This window comes from Streptomyces sp. KL109B, assembly GCF_030766935.1.
In the GTDB taxonomy this organism is placed as follows: Bacteria; Actinomycetota; Actinomycetes; order Streptomycetales; family Streptomycetaceae; genus Streptomyces.
Genome location: NZ_JASERL010000017.1, coordinates 114,900 through 135,035 on the forward strand (window position 1 = coordinate 114,900; position 20,136 = coordinate 135,035).

Annotated in this window: 18 protein-coding genes; 8 read left to right on the plus strand and 10 right to left on the minus strand. The window is 71.6% G+C overall.

Annotated features, from left to right (window positions below; genetic code table 11):
• The first annotated feature begins 91 nt into the window (after window positions 1–91).
• On the plus strand, window positions 92–1,417 hold the full coding sequence (locus RBJ65_RS39025) for a S28 family serine protease (RefSeq protein ID WP_306322029.1): 1,326 nt from the start codon (window positions 92–94) through the stop codon (window positions 1,415–1,417).
• A gap of 40 nt (window positions 1,418–1,457) precedes the next feature.
• Here RBJ65_RS39025 and RBJ65_RS39030 read toward each other — a convergent pair whose 3' ends face one another.
• From RBJ65_RS39030 to RBJ65_RS39050, 5 genes are all read right to left on the minus strand, one after another.
• The gene (locus RBJ65_RS39030) at window positions 1,458–2,201 is read right to left on the minus strand and encodes a ferredoxin reductase (RefSeq protein ID WP_306322028.1); all 744 of its coding nucleotides are present in this window, start codon (window positions 2,199–2,201) and stop codon (window positions 1,458–1,460) included.
• Window positions 2,194–2,808 carry a sulfite oxidase-like oxidoreductase gene (locus tag RBJ65_RS39035; RefSeq protein ID WP_306322027.1) on the minus strand — a complete coding sequence of 205 codons (615 nt, stop codon included), beginning with the start codon at window positions 2,806–2,808 and terminating at the stop codon, window positions 2,194–2,196. The genes RBJ65_RS39030 and RBJ65_RS39035 overlap by 8 nt, the downstream gene beginning before the upstream one ends.
• On the minus strand, window positions 2,805–4,142 hold the full coding sequence (locus RBJ65_RS39040) for an amidohydrolase (protein ID WP_306322026.1): 1,338 nt from the start codon (window positions 4,140–4,142) through the stop codon (window positions 2,805–2,807). The genes RBJ65_RS39035 and RBJ65_RS39040 overlap by 4 nt, the downstream gene beginning before the upstream one ends.
• The gene (locus RBJ65_RS39045) at window positions 4,139–4,918 is read right to left on the minus strand and encodes a nucleoside phosphorylase (protein WP_306322025.1); all 780 of its coding nucleotides are present in this window, start codon (window positions 4,916–4,918) and stop codon (window positions 4,139–4,141) included. Before RBJ65_RS39045 ends, RBJ65_RS39040 begins: the two co-directional genes overlap by 4 nt.
• Before the next feature lie 123 nt (window positions 4,919–5,041).
• Window positions 5,042–7,282, minus strand: coding sequence for an FUSC family protein (locus tag RBJ65_RS39050; protein ID WP_306322024.1), 2,241 nt, complete (start codon window positions 7,280–7,282; stop codon window positions 5,042–5,044).
• 237 nt (window positions 7,283–7,519) lie between these two features.
• On the opposite strand from RBJ65_RS39050, the gene RBJ65_RS39055 reads away from it, so the two are divergent.
• On the plus strand, window positions 7,520–8,779 hold the full coding sequence (locus RBJ65_RS39055) for a hydrolase (protein WP_306322023.1): 1,260 nt from the start codon (window positions 7,520–7,522) through the stop codon (window positions 8,777–8,779).
• A gap of 35 nt (window positions 8,780–8,814) precedes the next feature.
• Here RBJ65_RS39055 and RBJ65_RS39060 read toward each other — a convergent pair whose 3' ends face one another.
• The 3 genes from RBJ65_RS39060 to RBJ65_RS39070 all read right to left on the minus strand — a co-directional run bounded on the left by RBJ65_RS39060 (window position 8,815) and on the right by RBJ65_RS39070 (window position 11,095).
• Window positions 8,815–9,162 carry a MerR family transcriptional regulator gene (locus tag RBJ65_RS39060; RefSeq protein WP_306322022.1) on the minus strand — a complete coding sequence of 116 codons (348 nt, stop codon included), beginning with the start codon at window positions 9,160–9,162 and terminating at the stop codon, window positions 8,815–8,817.
• Window positions 9,163–9,184: 22 nt separating this feature from the next.
• The gene (locus RBJ65_RS39065) at window positions 9,185–10,147 is read right to left on the minus strand and encodes an aldo/keto reductase (RefSeq protein WP_306322021.1); all 963 of its coding nucleotides are present in this window, start codon (window positions 10,145–10,147) and stop codon (window positions 9,185–9,187) included.
• A 69-nt stretch (window positions 10,148–10,216) separates the two neighbouring features.
• On the minus strand, window positions 10,217–11,095 hold the full coding sequence (locus RBJ65_RS39070; RefSeq protein WP_306322020.1) for an SGNH/GDSL hydrolase family protein: 879 nt from the start codon (window positions 11,093–11,095) through the stop codon (window positions 10,217–10,219).
• A gap of 340 nt (window positions 11,096–11,435) precedes the next feature.
• Between RBJ65_RS39070 and RBJ65_RS39075 the strand changes: the two genes are divergently transcribed.
• The gene (locus RBJ65_RS39075; RefSeq protein ID WP_306322019.1) at window positions 11,436–13,829 is read left to right on the plus strand and encodes an excinuclease ABC subunit UvrA; all 2,394 of its coding nucleotides are present in this window, start codon (window positions 11,436–11,438) and stop codon (window positions 13,827–13,829) included.
• Between the two features lie 61 nt (window positions 13,830–13,890).
• Here the strand turns inward: RBJ65_RS39075 and RBJ65_RS39080 are convergent, their stop codons facing one another.
• On the minus strand, window positions 13,891–14,334 hold the full coding sequence (locus RBJ65_RS39080) for a hypothetical protein (RefSeq protein ID WP_306322018.1): 444 nt from the start codon (window positions 14,332–14,334) through the stop codon (window positions 13,891–13,893).
• A gap of 197 nt (window positions 14,335–14,531) precedes the next feature.
• Here RBJ65_RS39080 and RBJ65_RS39085 point away from each other — a divergent pair, with 197 nt between their 5' ends.
• The gene (locus tag RBJ65_RS39085; RefSeq protein WP_306322017.1) at window positions 14,532–14,936 is read left to right on the plus strand and encodes a tautomerase family protein; all 405 of its coding nucleotides are present in this window, start codon (window positions 14,532–14,534) and stop codon (window positions 14,934–14,936) included.
• 79 nt (window positions 14,937–15,015) lie between these two features.
• On the opposite strand, the gene RBJ65_RS39090 is transcribed toward RBJ65_RS39085, so the two are convergent.
• Window positions 15,016–15,828: an SDR family oxidoreductase gene (locus RBJ65_RS39090; RefSeq protein ID WP_306322016.1), complete on the minus strand. Its 813-nt coding sequence runs from the start codon at window positions 15,826–15,828 to the stop codon at window positions 15,016–15,018.
• Window positions 15,829–15,950: 122 nt separating this feature from the next.
• On the opposite strand from RBJ65_RS39090, the gene RBJ65_RS39095 reads away from it, so the two are divergent.
• The 4 genes from RBJ65_RS39095 (at window position 15,951) to RBJ65_RS39110 (ending at window position 20,123) form a co-directional block, all read left to right on the plus strand.
• Window positions 15,951–16,538: a TetR/AcrR family transcriptional regulator gene (locus RBJ65_RS39095; RefSeq protein WP_306322015.1), complete on the plus strand. Its 588-nt coding sequence runs from the start codon at window positions 15,951–15,953 to the stop codon at window positions 16,536–16,538.
• Between the two features lie 98 nt (window positions 16,539–16,636).
• Window positions 16,637–17,161: a PadR family transcriptional regulator gene (locus RBJ65_RS39100; RefSeq protein WP_306322014.1), complete on the plus strand. Its 525-nt coding sequence runs from the start codon at window positions 16,637–16,639 to the stop codon at window positions 17,159–17,161.
• Complete coding sequence (locus RBJ65_RS39105; protein ID WP_306322013.1) at window positions 17,158–17,841, plus strand: ABC transporter ATP-binding protein; 684 nt, start codon at window positions 17,158–17,160, stop codon at window positions 17,839–17,841. The genes RBJ65_RS39100 and RBJ65_RS39105 overlap by 4 nt, the downstream gene beginning before the upstream one ends.
• Window positions 17,838–20,123, plus strand: coding sequence for an FtsX-like permease family protein (locus RBJ65_RS39110; RefSeq protein WP_306322012.1), 2,286 nt, complete (start codon window positions 17,838–17,840; stop codon window positions 20,121–20,123). The genes RBJ65_RS39105 and RBJ65_RS39110 overlap by 4 nt, the downstream gene beginning before the upstream one ends.
• Window positions 20,124–20,136: the final 13 nt, after the last annotated feature.

A 20,136-nucleotide genomic window follows, 5' to 3' on the forward strand; every position in this document is an offset into this window, starting at 1 on the left:
AGCTCAACTCCTGGGCGTGCGGCGCGGGTTAAGGTCGCGTTCGGTGGATCACCGATCCGCCGCACCGTTTTCTCGACCCGAGGAGGCATCCGTGCGCCTGCGCGCCATACCCACGCTGCTGCTGTCCGCCGCCCTCACGGCCGGCGCCCTCGCCGCCACCGCGGCACCGGCGGCCGCCGCCGCACCCACATCGTTCGAGGACCAGCTGCGGGCCCTGCCCGGAGTGAGTGTCACCGGCGTCGCCGACAAGGAGGGCTTCCCGCTCTACTCCCTGTCGATCACGCAGCCGGTCGACCACACCAGACCCAGCGCGGGCACCTTCGAGCAGCGCTTCACGCTCTGGCACAAGTCGACGGCCAAGCCCGTCGTCGTCTACACCGGCGGCTACGGCCTGTCCTCCTCGACCCGCGAACCCACCACCCTCCTCGACGCCAACCAACTCAGCGTCGAACACCGCTTCTTCGGGCCCTCCGTACCGGCCGGCGGAACCCCCTGGAACAAGATGACCGTCCAGCAGGAGGCCGCCGACGAGCACGGCATCGTCCAGGCGGTGCGCCCGCTGTACGAGAAGGCGTCGAAGTGGCTCGCCACCGGCGGTTCCAAGGGCGGCATGACGGCCACGTACCACTACCGCTTCCACCCGAAGGACTACGACGGCGTCGTCGCCTACGTCGCCCCGAACGACGCCAACAACGACGACGACAGCGGCTACGAGGACTTCTTCAAGCGCGTGGGCACCCAGGAGTGCCGCGACGGGCTCGCCGCCGTGCAGCGCGAGATGCTGGCGCGCCGTGACACCCTGCTGCCCAAGTTCGAGCAGACCGCGAAGGACAACGGCTACACCTTCACCAACACCCTCGGCACCACCGACCGCGCCTACGAGTTCGCCGTCCTCGACCAGGTGTGGAACTTCTGGCAGTCCGGGACGGTCGACGACTGCCCGACCGTGCCCGACGCGAAGACCGTCTCCGACGACGAGCTCTACAAGTGGTCCCTCGACCACGGCCTGTCCATCTACGAGGACTCCACCCTCGGCGCCAACAGCACGGGCCCCTACTACCGGCAGGCCGCCGCCCAACTCGGCTGGGCCGACCTGAAGTTCAAGAACCTCAAGGGCGTGCGCCACTACCCGGACATCTACCAGCCGAACTCGGTGCTGCCCGAGGACATGCGCACCACGTACGACGGCACCGTCATCAAGGGCGTCGACACATGGGTGCGCACGAAGTCGCAGCGGATGCTGTTCGTCTACGGGCAGAACGACCCGTGGAGCGCCGAGCAGTTCACGCCCAGCAAGAACGACTCGTACAAGTACATCGTCCCCAAGTCCAACCACGGCGCCCGCATTTCGGCACTTCCGGCGAACGAGCGGGACGCGGCGACGGCCACCATCAAGCGCTGGGCCGGAGTCCGGTAGCCGCCTTCATCCGGTAGCCACCTTCATCAGGTACCCACCGTCACCCGAAGCGCTCGATGCGGATCCGGTCCACCGGCTGACCGAGGCCGACGAGGAGTTGGGAGGCATGCTCGGCAAAGGAGTTGGAGCCGCACACGTACGCCTCCCACTCCGGCGCCCCGTCCTTGAAGCACGGCGTCAGGTGGTCCGCGTCCAGGCGCCGGCGCTCGCCCTCACGGGTGAGCACCGGCGTCGTCTCGGGCCCGTACTCGTCGGCGTAGATCAGCTCCGCGTGCGTACGCGCGGACACGAACAGGCGCAGCGGCAGGTCGAGTTGGCGTTGCCGGTGGTGGCGGATCATCGACATCAGCGGTACGACGCCGGAGCCCGCGCCGAGCAGCAGCGCGGGCCGGTCGCCCGGCCACGCGAAGAAGCCGCTGAGCGGTCCGCGCACCTCCACCTCGTCGCCGACCCGCGCCCCGGTGTGCAGAAAGCCGGACACCTCGCCGTCCACGACGTGGTCGAGGGTCAGCTCGATGTGTCCCGAGTCGTCGGGCGCGGAGGCGAGCGAGTAGTGCCGCTGGGCGGTGTACCCGTCCTCGGCGGTCAACCGCAGCATCAGGTGCTGGCCGGGCAGGTGCCCCTGCCAGCCGGGCACCGCGAAGCGGAACGTGGACGCGTTCGGTGTCTCCCGGCGGATCTCCGTGATCGTGGCACGCTGCCAGAGGGCGGCGCCCTGACCGGCGGCGATCCGGCCGGGGACGGCGAACCGCGTCGGCGCGACGAAATTCATGGTCTCAGTCACCCGCGTATCGCTGTTCTTCCCACGGGTTGCCCCGCGGGTGGTACCCGTTCTGCTCCCAGAAACCGGGCTCGTCGTGATCGAGGATCCGAAGGCCCGCGACCCACTTCACGCTCTTCCAGAAGTACAGGTGCGGCACCAACAGCCGTGCGGGGCCGCCGTGTTCGGTCGGCAGCGGCTCGTCCTCGTAGCTGAACGCGAGCCACGCCCTGCCGCCCGTCACGTCGGCGAGCGGCAGGTTCGCCGTGTAGCCGGTGTGCGAGTACGCCATGATGTGCGTCGCCCCGGGGGAGGGCCGGACGGCGTCGAGGAACGTGTCGAGCGAGACACCACCGAAGCGCACCCCGAACTTCGACCACGTCGTCACGCAGTGGATGTCACCGCTGTACGAGGACGGGGGCAGCGCCTGCGCCTCGTCCCACGTCCAGGTGCGGGGTTCGGCGACGAGGCCGTCGACGGTGAACGTCCAGTCCTGACGGTCGACTTGAGGTGTCACCTCGGCGGAGAGAACCGGCCAGTCGTCGCCGGCGTCGTACTGGCCCGGCGGCAGGCCCGCGTTGTGGACGCGGGGGCGGCCGACGAAGCCGCGGGTGGCGTGGGCGGCGGTCATGCGTGGGACTCCGGACGGGTGGTGTGTGCGAGGCCTTCGAGGTCGGCGAGGACCGCGGCCTCGTCGAGCGTCGTGAGCGTACGGTCGCGCATCAGGACCCGGCCGTCGACGACGGTGTCCCGTACGTCGGCGGACTGCGCGGCGTAGGCGAGCAGCGCGTACGGGTCGTGGCGCGGGGTGAGGTGTGGACGGCGGGTGTCGAGGACGATCAGGTCGGCGCGCTTGCCGGGCTCCAGGGACCCCAGTTCGTCGCCGAGGCCGAGCGCGCGGGCGCCCTCGATGGTCGCCATGCGCACGGCCTGCTCGGCGCCGACCGCCGTCGGATCGCCGTCCGCCTTGTGTACGAGGGCCGCCTGCCGCACCGCCCCGAGGACGTCGAGGGTGTTCGAGCTGACGGCGCCGTCCGTGCCGAGGCCGACGGTGACACCCGCGCTCAGCAGCCGGGGCACCGGCGCGATGCCGCAGCCCAGCTTCAGGTTCGACACCGGGCAGTGCGCGACCGATGCGCCCGCGCGGGCGATCGCCGCGATCTCGCCGCCGGTCAGGTCGACGGCGTGCGCGAGCACCACGTCGGGGCCCAACAGGCCGAGGGAGTCGAGGAGTTCGACGGGCCGCTTGCCGTGCGCGACCTCGACGCCCGCCACCTCGGCGGCGTTCTCCGCGGCGTGCAGATGGATGAGCGCGCCGAACTCGCGGGCGAGGGCGAAGCACTCGGTGAGCTGCTCGGGGGAGAGGGTGTACGTGGAGTGCGCGAACACGACGGGGCGGGTGCCGGCCGGGACCGCTTCGAGGTGGCGGCGCGCCCACGCCAGGCGCTCCTCGTACGGCCGCCCGTCCGGCGGCTGAGGCACGTCCATGAACAGCGGCCCGGTGTGCAGCCGCCAGCCCGCGTCGCGCGCGGCCCGCTCGGCGGCCTCGTGGAACCAGTACATGTCGAGCGCCGACGTCACACCCGCTCGTACGCTCTCCGCGACGGCGACGCGGACGGCGGACGCCACGGTGCCCGGGTCGAGGAGACGTGTCTCGGCGGGCACGACACGGCCCAGGAACTCCTGGAGCGTCACGTCGTCGGCGGCGCCGCGCAGCAGCGTCATCGCGAGATGGGTGTGCGTGTTGATCAGGCCGGGGAGGACGAGCCCGCCCGAGGCGTCGAGGGTGTCGGCGGCGGTGTGGCGGGCGCGCAGCTCGTCGGACGGGCCGACCGCCACGATCTCCCCGTCGCGCACCGCGACCGCGCCGTCCTCGATGACCCGCGAGGCGTCGTCGACGGTGAGGACGGTGCCGCCGTGCACCAGCAGATCGACGGGCCCGGTCACATCGGCGGACTCGGTCACAGTTGCTCCTTGGTGAGTATGCGCAGCGCGTCGAGCGCCACGACGCTGCCGCGCGCGACGCCTTCGGCGACGACGTCGCGGTGCGGGTCGTAGCCACCCGTGCCGTCCCGGTCGACCAGCTCGTCCGCGTTCACCCCGTCGACGACGAGGACGGCGCCGGCGACGAGCCCGCGCAGCGACGCCATGACGAAGAGCGCGGACACCTCCATCTCGATCGCCGCGAGGCCCGCGCCGTCGTACTGGTTCAGTGGGATCAGCCCTGGTTGGAACGCCGCGCGCGTCCAAACGATTCCCCGGTGGTGCGGCGCCCCGGCATCGCGGGCCGCGCGCGTGAGGGCGAGGACGGCCTCCGGAGCCGACACCGCCGGGTACTCGGCGGGCACCAGCTGCCCGGTCACCCCGTCGTCACGCACCGCCGCTTCGGCCACGACCAGATCGCCGTCCCCGATCCCCGGCCGCATCGCACCCGCCGTACCGAACCTGACGAACGTACGGACACCCGCCTCTGCCAGCTCCTGGAACAGCAGAATCGCCCCGGGACCGCCGATGCCGTGCGAGGCGACGACCACCGGCACCCCGTGCCACGTGCCGCGGAACACCCGGTACTCCCGGTGGTACGACACCTCCTCGGCGTCGTCGAGGAGCGCGGCGACGGCCGCGGCGCGGGCCGGGTCGCCGACGACGACGGCGCGCTGCGGCAGCCCCGTACGCGGCACTCGGGACAGCGGGAGCAGGGAGTGGGGTGCGTCGGGCGCATCGGGTGCGGGGGCACTCACGGGGTGACTCCAGTCGGGCGGCAGCGCGGTAGGGGTGGCGTGCTCGGGGTCGGCGGGATGTGTGTCGGCGCGATCCGAGGATCGTATCCGCAGGTGGGAGCGGGTTTGAAGGCGGGGCTTCGGTCAGGTGCGCGGTCCCACGGGCACGTCCAGGGGCCGGGCGAGACCGGAGATCCCCTCGTCGAGGCGCTGGAGGTGGCGCAGCACGCGGTACGTGACGGTGTTCGCCGCCGGCACGCCCAGGCCGTCCGTCTCCAGCATCGCCGCGATGCTCGCACCGGACTCCACCGTCCCCGTCGTGTCCTCGTCGTTCACCTGCGCCACCAGCACGCCGATGTTGTGCGCGATACGACGGGCCGCGCGGCCGAGCCGAGGATCGGCCGCCACGTGCTTGCTGTACGGGACGAGCTCGGCGGTCGCCGCGAGAGAACGCGCGTGGTACGCGGACGTCTCCAGGAGCGCCACCAGATAGCGCACGGTCTGACGGCGCTCGCGCTGCGGCGCGATGGCATGTGTCAGCGGCTTCGTGGAGGCACGCAGGTCGTCGAGCGCGGTGTCCAGGTCGCGTGCACGGTCGAGCAGATCCGCGGCCGGGCCACCGCTGAGCTGCTCCACCGCGCCCGCCACCACATCGCCGAGCCGCTCCAGGACGGTCGCCAGCAGCTCGTCCGTGCGCGAGTCCGTGCGCACCGGAAGCACCAGCACCGCCGCGATGATGCCGCACGCCGCACCGAGCGCCGTCTCCTCGATGCGCAGCACCAGGACGTCGAGGCTGTAGGTGTTCAGGAGCGTGTAGAGCAGGCCCAGCATCGCCGTCACGAAGAACGACATCAGCGCGTACGACAGCGGGGCGGTGAAGAACGCCGCGAACACGCACAGCAGCACCAGGACGAACGCGACCCATGTGTGATTGCCGACCGCGCCCGCGAGCAGCACACCGGCGAGCACACCGAGCACTGTGCCGAGCACCCGGCGGTAGCCCTTGATGACGATCTCGCCCGTGGACGCCGTGTTGAGGAAGACGACCCAGCAGGTCAGGACGGCCCAGTACCAGCGCTGCGAGGAGAGGAACTCGCCGCCGACGATCGCGAGACCGGAGCCGACCGCGACCTGGAAGGCGGCGCGGGTGGTGGGCCGGTCGAGGCCGGAGCGGTCGTCCTCCTCGTCCTCCTCGCCGTCCTCGGCCTTCCCCTTCTCCAGGCTCGTCAGGGCGACGGTGCCCGTGATGGACATGTCCTCCGCCTCCAACTCCTCGCGCGAACGCGTCGTGGCGGGGGAGTCGTCGGACTCGTCCTGCGGCCCGTCCAGCGCGATCCGCAGACCCATCACCGCGCGGGCCGCCTCACCGATGCCGCGGAACACGTCCTGCACGGCGAGCGTGGCACCCGGCGGGATGCGCTCCTCGTCGCGGTAGCCGAGCAGCCGGTTGCGGATCTGGGCGACGGCGGTGCCCCGGTTGGCTTCGGCGGGGCGGGACACCATGAAGTGCAGGGCGCCCAGATCGCGGCGGAGGGTGGCCGTCGCCTCGTCCTCGCGGCGCAGGAGCTTGCCCATCGCGGGCGCGGGCGCGTGGGGGAGGTGCAGGGTGAGGGTGTCGGCGCGCTCGGAGCTGCGCGCGTTCAGCAGCAGCATGCCGAGGCGCTCGGCGGCGACCTCCGCGTCGGCGATACGACGTTGGATCAGCGAGGCCGTCGCCGCGTCACCCGTGCCGTCCTCCAGGCGCCCCTGGATCATCAGCGCCGTCTCGTGCAGCCGCGCGGTGTGGTGCCGCAGGTCGTCGAGTACGTCGTCCAGTTCCTCCGGCGGGGCGTCCAGCAGCCTCGTCTGCGCGGTCACCAACTGCGCGAGCCGCGCCCGGAACGCGCCGCGCAGCCGGTCGAGCACCCGCTGCGGGGTCTCCGGCACCAGCACGAAGCGGGCCACCGCGCTGCACGCGAAAGCCACCGCCAACGTGCCCGCGAGGAGCGGCAGTTGATCGACGGTCGCGTTCACGAACAGCGACACGAAATAGACCTGGAAGCCCATCAGGCCGAGCGCCGTGCCCCGGTCGCCGAACCGCCGCGAATACACCGCGCCAAAGATCAACGCGATGAAGAACAGGTCACCGGCGACGACCTTGTTGTGCAGCAGCGCGCCGAGCGTCATGGCGGCCACCGCCACCGGGAAACCACAGGACAGCGTGATCGCCTGGCCGCGCAGATTCTTCTCGCGGATCGCGAACGTGCTCACCATCGCGGCCATCGCGCCCGCGACCATGTGCGTCACATCCGTGCCGAGCAGCGCGAGCACGGCGAGCGAGAGACCGATCGCCGTGACGATCCGCAACCCGGCCATCAGGCGCAGCAGCCCCGGATCGGAAGCCATGAAACGGTCCCAGGTGTCCCTGCGGATCGGCCGTCGCGCCACCAGTGTTCACTCCAAGATCGGGTCCGTCGGCGTCGACCCCGAGCATACGAGGAGGTGAGCGGGGTGTTGACGCGAGGACCGACAGGTGGACGGCCGCAGACCGGGGCACCTGGTGATCGCCTGGGGGATTTCCCCCAAGGAGAAGTGGAGGCTGGCCGGATGGTGCGTCGGACGTCACACCGCGAATCTTGAGCCATGGACGAACACGGCACGATCTCGACGAGCAGGCCGGCGCGGCGCAGCGTACTCGCGGCGGGCGCGGCGCTGTTGACCATGGGCGCGTCCCCGGTGGCGGCGGCCTCGGCCTCGTCCTCGAAGCAGGCGGCCCCGCGGCGGGTGCGGCTGCGGTTGCCCGCTCCGACGGGGCCGCATCCGGTGGGGAGGGTGGCGCTGCGCCTCGTGGACCGCTCCCGCCGCGATCCCTGGACGGCGGCTCCCGTACGGGAGTTGATGGTCGACGTGCGCTATCCCGCGCGGACGGTGACCGGGCACGGGCGGGCGCCGCAGATGACGGCACGGGAGGCGGAGCGCTTCGACCGGCTCAACAACTTCGGGGGCCTGCCCGCGGGCCGCGTCGACTGGGCGGCCACGCGTACGTTCGCCCACACCGGCGCGCCGTTGGACCGCCGCGAGGCGTACCCCGTGGTGCTGTACTCCCCGGGTGTCCTGGACCCGCGCTCCCTGGGCACGACGCTCACCGACGATCTGGCCTCGCGCGGCTATGTGGTGATCGCGATCGACCACCCCTACGACGTGTCGGCGGTGGAGTTCCCGGGTGGGCGGGTGGTCGGCTCCCGGCTCCCGCAGGAGTTCGAGAGGGCGCAACAGGCGGGCCCGGCAGCGGTGACCGCGCTCCTGAAGAAGACATCGGCCGTCCGCGTCGCCGACGCCCGCTTCGTCCTTGATGTGGTGCGGAGGGCCTTCGACACGCACCGGCTGCGCAGGGCGCCGATCGGCATGTTCGGCCAGTCCGCCGGTGGCTTCGCGGCGCTGCAGACCCTGCACGACGACGAGCGCCTCGCCGCGGCCGCGAACCTCGACGGGGTGCTCGCCTACGTACAGGACGACCACGACGAGGGCGGCCTGTCGACCGTCGCGGCCGAGGGCGTGCACCGGCCGGCGCTCCTGATGGGCAGCGCGGGCAACGACCGGACGACCGTCCCCTCCTGGCGGGAACTGTGGCGCCACAGCACCGGATGGCGCCTCGACCTCACCCTGCGCGACTCCCGGCACGCCACGTACACGGACGCGACGACCCTGCTCCCACAGATCGCCTCCCGCCTCGACCTGCCGCGCGAACAGCTGACGCAGTGGGTGGGCACAGTGCCCGCCCATCGGGCGGTCGCGGCCCAACGGGCGTATGTGGCCGCCTTCTTCGACCGCTGGCTGCGCGGCGAATCCGGGGCGCTGCTGGACGGGCCGTCGCCCAAGTACCGGGAGGTCGCCTTCATATGAAGGGGCCGCGGTGTGGCGCACCGCGGCCCCTCCGCTCAGCTGTAGTAGGCGATCTTGTCGTCGAGGACCTCCATGGCCCGGCGCAGCGCCGCCACCCGTCGCTCCAGATCCGCGCGACGCTCACGAAGGAAGGTGACCCGGTCCTGCGCGGAGTGCTCGGCGCGCAGCATCGCCACGAAGGCGCGCAGGTCCGCGATGCCGAGGCCGGCGTCGCGGAAGCAGGTGACGAGGCCGATCCAGAAGATGTCGTCCTCGGTGTACTGCCTGCGCCCGCCGACGGTCCGATGGATCGGGCCGATCAGCCCCTCGCGCTCGTAGTAGCGCAGCGTGTCGATGGAGACGCCGGTGCGGTCGGCGGCCGCGGCCGGGGTGTGGCTGGTCATGGAGCTCCTAGGAGGGGCGGTGTCAGCGCGCTTCGGTGATGCGTGCCAGGTGGTCGTCGTCGAGCCGCACGTGGCTCGCGGCGAGCGCCTGCTCGATGTGCTCCACGCGGCTCGCGCCGACCATGGGGTCGATGCCCTGCCGCATCAGCCAAGCGAGGACGACCTGGTTCGGTGCGGCCGAGAGTTCGCGGGCGACCTCCCGCAGGACGGCGAGCACGCGGGTGGTGCCGGGGTGATCGTAGGTCTCCGGCAGCGGTTTGTCCGCCCGTTCGTACGCACCCCAGATCAGCGAGCTGTACGACCACACGGACAGGCCCTCCGAGCGCGCGAGGTCCAAGTCCTCGACGGTGAGCAGGCGGTGGGCGGACTCCGGGAGCGGGGCGAGGGGGCGCGGCTGGAGGAGCGAGTGGCGCAACTGCAGGGCCGTCCACGGCTCCACGCCCTGCTCGCGCGCGAGCGACCGGGCCCGTTCCACGCGCCAGGCGGCGTGGTTCGCCGCCCCGACCCGCAGGGCCATGCCCTTGGTGACGAGCTCGCCGAAGGCGCCGACCGTCTCCTCCAGTGGCACGGTGCGGTCCTCGGCATGGGCCCAGAGCAGGTCCACGTGATCGACACCGAGGCGCTCCAGGCTCTCCTCCGCGCCGGTGCGGACGGCGGGGGCGGACAGGCCCTCGGCGCTGTCCGGCCAGGAGTGCGGCACGAGCGGGTTCTGTCTGACCTTGGTCGCGATCCGTACCCTGTCGCGCACGCCGGGGCGGGCCCGGAGCCACGCGCCGATGGTGCGCTCGCTCGCGCCGCCGGTTCCGCTGGGATCGGCCCAGAAGGAGTAGCAGTTGGCGGTGTCGAGCCAGACGCCGCCGCCCGCGACGAAGGCGTCGAGGATCGCGAAGGCCCGGTCGGCGGTGACGCGGGTGCCGAAGTCCATGGTCCCGAGGACGATTTCGGGGTGAGTGGTGTTCCTGTGCGTGGTGTTCATGCGCCCCATGCTCGGATCTGGAGCGCGCTCCAGGTCAAGGGCCGATGTCGCGGGCGGCCCCCGACCCGGACCTTCGGTTCAGGAACGCAGCCCGAGCGCCGCCGTCGTGGCGTCGGCCATCGCCGACTCGCCCAGCGCGTTGGGGTGCACAGGGACGAAGTTCGTTCCGAACAGGGCCGGTTCGACCCAGCGGGTGCCGATCGGCTGGCAGGCGTCGTGGCCCTCGGAGGACTGGGAGAAGTCCACATACGTCGAGCCGGTCTCGTTCGCGGCACGCTGTACCGCGCTGTTGAGGTGGGCCTGGATGTCGCGCACGTACGGGACGTCGCCGGTCGCGAGCGGCATCTTCGCGAAGCAGCCCTTCTGCGCGGCCGACGGCATGATCCACGGGTAGCCGAGCACGGCGACCCGCGCGTTCGGCGCCTTGTCCTTCACCGCCCGAAGCGCGGTCTTCAGCGCCGGATAGGTCTTGTTGTCGATGTCGTCGCTGAACTTGTCGCCGTTCAGGGACTGGCACGGGTGGCCCTGGCCTCCCGAGGCGATGCCCGCCGCGGCGCAGGACAGGATGGTGCTGATGAAGGTGTTGTTGTCGTTGCCGCCGATGGTGAGGGTCACCAGGTCGGTGTCCGGGCCGAGCGCGTCCAGCTGCGGCGGCACGCCCGGGTACTGGGCCCCGGCGAAGTCCTTCGTCTGCGCGCCGCCGCACGTCACGTCCTTGAGCGTGGCGCCGGTGCGCTCCGCGATGACGTGCGGATAGTTGGCGGTGGAGCGGGCGCACAGGGGGCTCGCCTTCGGGTCGAGCGGGAGCACGCCGGAAGCGGCGCTGTAGCTGTCGCCCAGGGCGACGTACGAGAGGGGTTCGGGGCTCGCGTGCGCCGGGGACGCGAGGGTGACGAGGGCGGCGCCGGTCGTGGCCGCGAGGGCGGTGAGTCTGACGCTGAACGCGCGTTTCGCCATCTGTTGCTCCTTAGAGACCTTCGAAACCGGGCCGGCTCAGGGCCAAGTGCCGTGTGGGGCAAGGGGGTTCAGCGCGCTGGTAGTTGAAGCTACCGACGGGTTTGAATATCAGTCAATAGACGTGCACAAGGTCGTGACCAGGGGAGAGTCGCGAAGAGCCGGATTGTCAGTGGTGCTCGCTAGCCTCATGGGTGGATGGCTGGTCCGTAGGCAGGCGCCCCGGCGAGTACACCGATTGCGGTGGCGGGGGCCGTGTTTGCGGCGACAATCGAACACACCGATTCGAGACAGGCGACGCCGGCGATCCAGCCGGTGGCCGCGCACACCCGATGGAGACAAGATGAGCAAGGTCGCGAGGACGGGGCCCCCGTCGAACACGTCGCACCCCGCCGACAGCCACGACCTGATCCGCGTGCACGGCGCGCGGGAGAACAACCTCAAGGACGTCAGCATCGAGCTCCCGAAGCGGCGCCTCACGGTGTTCACGGGGGTCTCCGGATCGGGCAAGAGCTCGCTCGTGTTCGACACGATCGCCGCCGAGTCCCAGCGGATGATCAACGAGACGTACAGCGCGTTCCTCCAGGGCTTCATGCCGACGCTCGCCCGGCCCGAGGTCGACGTGCTGGACGGGCTGACCACCGCGATCACCGTCGACCAGCAGCGGATGGGCTCCGACCCGCGCTCCACCGTCGGCACCGCCACCGACGCGAGCGCGATGCTGCGGATCCTCTACAGCCGGCTCGCGAAGCCGCACATCGGCGGGCCCGGCGCGTACTCGTTCAACGTGGCGTCCGTCTCGGCGCAGGGCGGATTCACCGTCGACCGGGGCGCCGAGAAGTCCAAGGTCGAGAAGGTGTCCTTCAGCCGCACCGGCGGCATGTGCACGCACTGCGAGGGCCGCGGCACGGTCTCCGACATGGACTTCGCCCAGCTCTTCGACGACTCGAAGTCGCTGAACGAGGACCCGTTCAACATCCCCACCTACACCGGGGACGGCTGGGTGGTGCGGGTGATCAGGGAGTCCGGTTTCTTCGACCCGGACAAGCCGATCCGCAAGTACACCAAGAAGGAGCGGCACGACTTCCTCTACCGGGAGCCCACCAAGGTCAAGATCAACGGGGTGAACCTCACCTACGAGGGCCTGATCCCGAAGATCCAGAAGTCCTTCCTGTCCAAGGACAGGGAGTCGATGCAGCCGCACATCCGGGCCTTCGTGGACCGCGCGGTCACCTTCCAGACCTGCCCCGACTGCGACGGCTCCCGGCTCAGCGAGCTCGCCCGCTCCTCGAAGATCAAGGGCAAGAGCATCGCCGACCTGTGCGCGATGGAGATCCGGGACCTGGCGCAGTGGGTGCGCGGGCTCAAGGAGCCGTCGGTGGCGCCGCTGCTCGGCAAGCTCCAGCACACCCTGGAGTCGTTCGAGGAGATCGGCCTCGGGTATCTCTCCCTCGACCGCGCGGCGGGCACCCTCTCCGGTGGCGAGGCGCAGCGCGTCAAGATGATCCGCCACCTCGGCTCCTCGCTCACCGACGTCACGTACGTCTTCGACGAGCCCACCATCGGCCTGCATCCGCACGACATCCAGCGGATGAACAACCTGCTGCTGCGGCTGCGCGACAAGGGCAACACGGTGCTCGTCGTGGAGCACAAGCCGGAGGCCATCGCGATCGCCGACCACGTCGTCGACCTCGGCCCCGGTGCCGGTACGGGCGGCGGCAGCGTCTGCTTCGAGGGCACCGTCGAGGAGTTGCGCGCCAGCGACACCATCACGGGGCGCCACCTCGACGACCGGGCCGCGGTCAAGGACACCGTCCGCGAGCCGACCGGCAAGCTGGCCATCCGCGGGGCGGACGCGCACAACCTCCAGAACGTCGACGTCGACATCCCGCTCGGGGTGCTCACGGTGATCACCGGTGTCGCGGGCTCCGGAAAGAGCTCCCTCGTGCACGGTTCCATCCCCGCCGACGAGGGCGTGGTGGCGGTCGACCAGACCCCGATCCGCGGCTCACGGCGCAGCAACCCGGCCACGTACACCGGGCTCCTGGAGCCGATCCGCAAGGCGTTCGCGAAGGCCAACGGCGTGAAGCCGGCCCTGTTCAGCGCCAACTCGGAGGGCGCCTGCCCGACCTGCAACGGCGCGGGCGTCGTCTATACGGACCTCGGCATCATGGCCAGCGCGGCCGCCACCTGCGAGGAGTGCGACGGCAAGCGGTTCGAGGCGTCCGTGCTCGACTACCACTTCGGCGGCAAGGACATCAGCGAGGTGCTCGCGATGCCGGTGACCGAGGCGGTGGAGTTCTTCGGCGCGGGGGAGGCGCGCACCCCGGCCGCGCACAAGATCCTGGAGCGGCTCGAGGATGTCGGCCTCGGTTATCTCACCCTCGGCCAGCCACTGACCACGCTCTCCGGCGGCGAGCGACAGCGGCTCAAGCTCGCCGTGCACATGGCGGACAAGGGGGGTGTCTATGTTCTGGACGAGCCGACCACGGGTCTGCACCTGGCGGACGTCGAGCAACTCCTCGGGCTGCTCGACCGGCTCGTGGACTCCGGCAAGTCGGTCATCGTCATCGAGCACCACCAGGCCGTGATGGCGCACGCCGACTGGATCATCGACCTGGGCCCCGGAGCGGGGCACGACGGCGGCAAGGTCGTCTTCGAGGGAACCCCCGCCGACCTCGTCGCCGACCGCTCCACCCTCACCGGCGAGCACCTCGCGCGGTACGTGGGCGCCTGACCGGCGCCGCCGGTCGCCCCGGCTCCGGGGCGGGAGGGCGAACGACCACGTCGCGGCGCGGTCAGCTCTCCTGCGAGGGGCCGGGGATCCGCGGCATCTGAGCGGTCTGGTCGGCCTGCGGAACCTGAGAGGCCCCCGGAACCTGCGGGCCCTGGTCGCCCTGCGGGCCCTGCGGACGCTGAGGTGCCTGGGGGCCCTGACCGGCCTGAGGTGCCTGGCCGGCCTGCGGAACCTGCGGGGTCTGCCCGGTCTGAGGCGCTTGCGGGGCCTGCGGGGCCTGCGGTATCTGCGGCGCCTGAGCGGCCTGCGGGAACTGGCCGGTGCCGGTCTGGGGGACCCGCTCGGCAGCAGCGCCCTGCGGTGCCTCCGCGTGCCCGAAGTCGAGCACACCCTCCGCGGTGCGCTCGGCCTCGTGCGCGGCCTCGCGTGCGTCGGCGAGCACATCACCGTGCTCGTCGACGAGTCGGTCGTAGATGGGCGCCGGGGCAGTAGACGGTGCGGGCACGGGAAGAGCTCCTGGTCGTCGAGGTCTTGATGTCACCCTGTGGGTGAACAAAAGGGGACCCTACGTCGACCAGATGACAGGGATACATCCGGGGTGGGGTTGAGGAGCGAAGGTTTGTAACTACTAGTATGTACGACAACGCTGTCGGGCCCGCCCACCCACGTTCGAGCCCGTCCACCCGCGAAGGAGTCCCGCTCGTGCCACTCGTCCGTATCGACGCCCTCAAGGCCGACGCCGAACGCCTGGACGCGCTGGGGTGCGCGGTCCACGACGCCCTCGTCGAAACGCTCGGCTTCCCGACCGACGACCTGTTCCAGGTGCTCACCAGTCATGACGGCGAGCGCGGCACCATCCGTTACGACGACTACCTCGGGGTGCGGCGCGACGACGACGTGGTGTTCGTCGGCATCACGCTGCGCGCCGGGCGCCCCGACGAGCGGAAGCGGGCGCTGTACCGGCGGATCGCCGAACTCGCGCACGCGTACGCGGGCACCGAACCGCGCAACGTACTCGTCACGCTCACCGAGAACGCGTCGATCGACTGGTCGTTCGGGGACGGTGTCGCGCAGTACGCGCCGGCCGGAGCGGACGGCCGGCGCTGAGCGCCCGCGTGGCGGTGGCGGTGGCTGTGGCCGTGGCCGGGGCTGTGGCCGGGGCTGCGGCCGCGGCTGTCGGTGCCGCTCAGTACTGCTCGGACTGGCCGCCGTCGATCGGCACGACCGTGGCGTTGATGAAGGAGGCCTCGTCGGAGAGGAGGAAGGCCACCAGGTTCGCGACCTCCTCGGGGCGGCCGAAGCGCTTCATCGGGTTGACGCTGACGAACTGTCGGCCGGCCTCCTCCCAGTTCACCGGGTCGAGCTGCTTGAGGGAGCCCTCGACCATCGGCGTCATGATCGCTCCGGGCGCGATGGCCTTCACGGTGATGCCGTACTGGCCGTACTCCACGCCCGAGTTCCGGGTCAGGCCCACGACGCCGTGCTTGGCGGCGGCGTAGCCGGACTGGTTGCCCACGCCGCGGATGCCGCCCACCGATGCCGTGTTCACGACCGTGCCCGCGCCCTGCTCGCGCATGACGGCGAGGACGTGCTTGAGGCCGAGGAAGACGCCTCGCAGGTTGATGTCGACGACGCGCTGGAACTCGTCGCTGCCGAACTCCTCGGTCAGGTTCTGCTTGCCCTCGATGCCCGCGTTGTTGAAGAAGGCGTCGATCCGGCCGTACGCCTGCCGGGTCTCGGTCACATAGCGCGCGACCTCCGCCTCGTCACTGACGTCCGCCGTGATCGTCAGAACCTCCGTGCCCGGCGCCGCCTTCTCCACCTCGGCCGCGCTCGCGGCGAGCCCCTCGGCGTTCACGTCGACCAGCGCGAGCTTCGCGCCCTCGGCCGCGACGCGGACCGCCGCCGCCCGGCCCAGACCCGAGCCGCCACCCGTGATGAGGACGACCTTGCCGTTGAACCTGTCGAACCTGTCGAACCTGTCGAACCGGTCGTTCATTGCGGACCTCCTGATTGAGCTGTGTCGCGGTCCGCCGCCGCCCGACGGGCCTGTCACTATTCTTAGACGATACGTACTGTCTAGAAATTCCCGAATACCGGCCGAAGATCGGAGAGCGACACATGGACGAGTCGACGACTCCCCGCCCCCGGCGCGGCCGCCACCGGGACCCGCAGGCACACGCCGCCGTGCTGAGTGCGGCGCGGGAGCTGGTGGCCGAGCTCGGCTATCACAAGGTCACGATGGAGCGGATCGCCACGCGCGCCGGTGTCGCCAAGATGACCCTCTACCGCTGGTGGCCGAACAAGGCGGCCGTCGTCACCGAGGCCGTCGCCGGACAGCTGACGCCGGGCCCGCAGCCCGACACCGGCTCCGTGCGCGAGGACGCGCGGGCCTACCTCGCCGACCTCCTGCGCACCCTGACGCTGCTCGGCGATCCGAGTGTCGTGGCCGGGGCGCTCGTCGAACGCGGCGAGGCCGGGCGCGCGGAGCTGCGGGACCTGCTGGTCGCGTGGGGCGAACCGGGGATCGCGCTGCTGCGCCGCGGCGTCGATCGGGGCGAGCTGCCCGTCGGGCTGGACGCCGCGGCGGTGGTCGACAGCTGGCTGGGCTACGCGCTGTACCGGGTCGTCTTTCTGCAGAGCGAGCCGAGCGAGGCGGATGTGGCCGGTCTGTTGGCGGCGCTGCCGTACGAGGACGGAGCGCGCTGAGTGCCCAACTAGCCTGCCGTATCGGCTTGTTGGTGTCGTCACGGCTGCGCACGCCGACGTATTGACCGGAGGTATACACCCGGCGTATACCCCGAGGTATGACCGTTCCTCTGGCGCTTCTCGGGCTCCTCGAACGTGAGTCGAGCCACGGCTACGACCTCAAGCGGAACTACGACACCTACTTCGGCCGCGGCAAGCCGCTGCCCTACGGCCAGGTCTACTCGACGCTGCGCCGCCTCGCCCGGGACGGGAAGGTGGCGGTCGGGGAGTCCGAGCCGGGGGAGGGGCCCGACCGCAAGCGGTATGTGATCACCGACAGCGGGGTCACGGAAGTGGAGGCGTGGCTCACCGAGCCCGTCGCCCCCGAACAGCACCTGCAGACCGTGCTGTTCACCAAGGTCGTCCTGGCCCTGCTCCTGGAGCGGGACGCCCAGACGTACCTCGACACCCAGCGCGCCTCCCACATGCGGCGGATGCGCGAGCTGACCGAGCTGCGCCGCACCGGGGGACTCGTCGACAGGATGCTGGCCGACCACGGCCTGTTCCACCTGGAGGCGGACCTGCGCTGGATCGACATGACCGTGGCGCGGCTCGGCGCGTTGGCCGCGGAGGTGAGGTCATGAGTCTGGTCGAAGCGCGCGCCGTGGAACTCTCCTTCGGCAGCACACCCGCCTTACGTGGCGCCGAACTGACCGTCGCGCAGGGCGAGATCGTCGCCGTGACCGGGCCGAGCGGCTCCGGGAAGTCGACGTTGTTGCACTGCCTCGCCGGGATCCTGGTCCCCGACGGCGGCGAGATCCACTACGACGGGCGGCGCGTCGACACCCTCCGGGAGGCCGAGCGCAGCGCGCTGCGCCGCGACCACTTCGGCTTCGTCTTCCAGTTCGGCCAGCTCGTACCGGAGCTGACGGCCGTCGAGAACGTGGCCCTGCCGCTGCTCCTCGCGCGCGGCCGTCGTGCCTCCGCGCTGAGCGAGGCCCGCGGCTGGTTCGAGCGGCTCGGCCTCGCGGGTCTTGAGGGGCGCAGGTCGGGGGAGTTGTCGGGAGGGCAGGCGCAACGGGTCGCGCTGGCACGGGCGTTGGTGGCGCGGCCGCGCGTGCTGTTCGCCGACGAGCCCACCGGGTCCCTCGACTCGCTCACCGGGGAACAGGTGATGGACCTGCTGGTCGGCTCCGTCCGCGAGCAGGGCACCACCGTCGTCCTCGTCACCCACGAACCGCGCGTCGCCGCCTACGCCGACCGGGAGGTCATCGTCCGCGACGGCAGGGTGACACCACTCTCCGTCGAACGGGCCGCCTCGTGATCCGGCTCGCGCTCCGCCTCACCGTCGCGGGCGGCCGGGAGGCCCTGGTGCGGCTGACCGTCATCGCCGCCGCGGTCGCCGTGGGCGTCGCGCTGCTTCTGTCGACGCTCGCCGCCGTCGAGGCCACCCGCGGCCAGAACGACCGCAACGCCTGGCTGAACACGGGCGGCCAGTTCACCCAGAGCAGGCACGCGCGGGCCGCCGACGCCGACCCGCTGTGGTGGCTGCTGCGCGCCGACCACTACGACGGCAGGCTCATCGGCCGCGTCGACGTCGCCGCCACCGGGCCCGAATCGCCCGTGCCGCCGGGCCTGCCCCGCCTCCCAGGCCCCGGCGAGTTCTACGTCTCCCCGGCCCTCGCCGCACTGCTGCGCGCCACGCCCGCCCAGGAGTTGGCCGACCGCTACCCGGGCCACCGGGCGGGCACGATCGGCAGGTCCGCGTTGCCGGGCCCCGACTCCCTGATCGTCGTGGTCGGACGCAGCCCCGGGGACCTCGCGGGGAAGGCGGGCGCCACGCGTGTCACCACCATCGAGACCCGCTCGCCCAGCCGCTGCAACGGCCCGAACTGCGACGTCGCCGCCGGTATCGACGCCGACGGCATGGCGCTCATCCTCTCCGTGGTCGCCGTCGCCCTGATCTTCCCCGTGCTCATCCTCACCGGCACGGCGAGCCGCCTCGCCGCCGCCCGGCGCGAACAGCGCTTCGCCGCGATGCGGCTCGTCGGCGCGACACCCGGGCAGGTGTCACTGATCGCCACGATCGAGTCCGCGGTCGCCGCCGTCGCCGGTACGGCGATGGGCTTCGGCCTCTGGTACGCGCTGCGGCCCCTGGTGGCGCGCGCCGACCTGACCGGCACCCCGTTCTTCACCGAAGACATGTCGCTCGGCGTCGGCGAAGTGCTGCTCGTCGCCTTCGGTGTGCCGGTGGCGGCGGCGGTGGCGGCTCGGGTGGCGCTGCGCCGGGTGCGGGTCTCGCCGCTCGGTGTGACCCGCAGGGCCACGCCCCGGCCGCCGCGCGCCTGGCGGTTGATCCCGCTGGCGCTCGGCCTGGGACAGCTGTGGTGGGTCGTCGGACGGGTGCCCGAGGACACCGGCGGCCAGATCCTCGTCTTCGTCCCCGCCATGCTCGTCGTCCTCATCGGCCTCGTGTTCGCCGGGCCGTGGCTGACCATGGCCGGGGCCCGGCTGCTCGTCCGCTTCACCCGCCGGCCCGCGCTGCTCGTCGCCGGGCGGCGCCTCGCGGACGACCCGAAGGCCGGGTTCCGCGCGGTGAGCGGCCTGGTGCTCGCCCTGTGCGTCACCAGCACGGCCGTCGGGATCATCACGGCGGTGGTCGCGGAGAGCGGAGTGCCCGAGGACAAGGCGGTGTTCGGCAGTTCGGTGGTCGCCGACTACGGCCGCCAGTTCAGGCACAAGCCCGCACCGCCGCCGCCCGCGCCACCCACCGCGACCCGCGCGCGGCTGGACTCCGTGCCCGGTGTCCGAGGCGTGCTGGTGATCCACACGAACCCGCTGCGCATCCCCGACCCCGTGGAACCGCGCCCGCCGAAGGGCCAGCCGCCGATCCTGGCCGGTCTCGTCTCCTGCGCCGAACTGGCCAGGATGCCCGCGCACAACAACTGCCGGGCAGGAGCCGAAGCCGCCGCGATCCCACCCGACTTCTCGCACTTCGGGATGCGGGAGGACCGGGCCTGGCCCGCCGTCTGGCCTGCTGCGGACATCGGCGAACGGCGGCTGCGGACGCTCCCCGTGGAAGGGATCATCGTGACGACCGACGGCTCGACGGCCGCGGTCGAACGTGTCCGTACGATCCTCGCCGCCGCCTACCCCGACGAACTGCCGCCGTACACCGTCGCCGAGGACTCCGCGCAGCGCTGGGCCGACATCGAGGGCTATCAGCAACTGGCCACCGTCGTTGTCGCGATGAGCTTCCCGATCGCCGGATGCGGCCTCGCCGTCTCCGTGGCCGGCGGGCTGGGCGAACGCAAGCGGCCCTTCGCCCTGCTGCGGCTGACCGGAGTGCCGCTGCGCACCCTGCGGCGCGTGGTGCTCCTGGAGAGCGCCGCGCCGCTGCTGATCGTCGCGGCGCTCGCCATCGGGACGGGCTTCCTGACGGCGCAGCTGTTCCTCCAGGCGCAGTACGGCTACTCGATCCGGCTCCCGGGCGCCGGTTACTACGGCATGACACTCGCCGGGATCGTCGTCTCACTCGCCGTCATCGCCTCTACGCTGCCGCTGTTGCGGCGGATCACGGAGCCGGAGACGGCACGCAACGACTGACACCACGGCGCCC

What these genes read in the sequence shown, in the direction of transcription:
- RBJ65_RS39035 (WP_306322027.1), bottom strand. Translation starts at nt 2,808, where the DNA reads ATGACCGCCGCCCACGCCACCCGCGGCTTCGTCGGCCGCCCCCGCGTC.
- RBJ65_RS39050 (WP_306322024.1), bottom strand. Translation starts at nt 7,282, where the DNA reads ATGGCTTCCGATCCGGGGCTGCTGCGCCTGATGGCCGGGTTGCGGATC.
- RBJ65_RS39055 (WP_306322023.1), top strand. Translation starts at nt 7,520, where the DNA reads ATGGACGAACACGGCACGATCTCGACGAGCAGGCCGGCGCGGCGCAGC.
- RBJ65_RS39060 (WP_306322022.1), bottom strand. Translation starts at nt 9,162, where the DNA reads ATGACCAGCCACACCCCGGCCGCGGCCGCCGACCGCACCGGCGTCTCC.
- RBJ65_RS39065 (WP_306322021.1), bottom strand. Translation starts at nt 10,147, where the DNA reads ATGGGGCGCATGAACACCACGCACAGGAACACCACTCACCCCGAAATC.
- RBJ65_RS39070 (WP_306322020.1), bottom strand. Translation starts at nt 11,095, where the DNA reads ATGGCGAAACGCGCGTTCAGCGTCAGACTCACCGCCCTCGCGGCCACG.
- RBJ65_RS39075 (WP_306322019.1), top strand. Translation starts at nt 11,436, where the DNA reads ATGAGCAAGGTCGCGAGGACGGGGCCCCCGTCGAACACGTCGCACCCC.
- RBJ65_RS39090 (WP_306322016.1), bottom strand. Translation starts at nt 15,828, where the DNA reads ATGAACGACCGGTTCGACAGGTTCGACAGGTTCGACAGGTTCAACGGC.
- RBJ65_RS39095 (WP_306322015.1), top strand. Translation starts at nt 15,951, where the DNA reads ATGGACGAGTCGACGACTCCCCGCCCCCGGCGCGGCCGCCACCGGGAC.
- RBJ65_RS39100 (WP_306322014.1), top strand. Translation starts at nt 16,637, where the DNA reads ATGACCGTTCCTCTGGCGCTTCTCGGGCTCCTCGAACGTGAGTCGAGC.
- RBJ65_RS39105 (WP_306322013.1), top strand. Translation starts at nt 17,158, where the DNA reads ATGAGTCTGGTCGAAGCGCGCGCCGTGGAACTCTCCTTCGGCAGCACA.